1 pseudogene is annotated in these 379 nt (G+C 55.4%); it reads left to right on the plus strand.

Annotated elements, in window-relative coordinates:
• Window positions 1-9: 9 nt before the first annotated feature.
• Window positions 10-379 (plus strand): annotated as a pseudogene (locus tag B3Q33_RS08790) (hypothetical protein); the annotation flags it as partial.

A 379-nucleotide genomic window follows, 5' to 3' on the forward strand; every position in this document is an offset into this window, starting at 1 on the left:
GGTCGCTTGATGAAAAATACCACGCTCGACGAGCAACTGGCTCTGGCTCGATATTTCCAGAATCTGCGCCGTTATCAAGGTGGCAAATTGTATGTGGCTTACCCCCTCAGACCGGCCATGGCAGAAAAGGCCTGCCTGGTGTTCCAGGCAGGGTTGCTTGGCGAAGAAGACATGGCCGGACTGCTGGATGTGATGCAAGCGATCAATGATGGCGCGATCACTCATTTCATGGACAACTCCGTAGCTTGTCTGACATTGGGGCGGGTAAACCGTGCATTAGTATCGGCTGCTCGTGTTACAATTTGTAAAGCGACGGCATCAGCCACTCACAAGGGGTTGCCGGGCATGGAGGCCAGCGCCAGGACGGCGGTGGTGCGTT

This window comes from Alcanivorax sp. UBA3183, from assembly GCF_002364155.1.
GTDB lineage: Bacteria > Pseudomonadota > Gammaproteobacteria > Pseudomonadales > Alcanivoracaceae > Alcanivorax > Alcanivorax jadensis.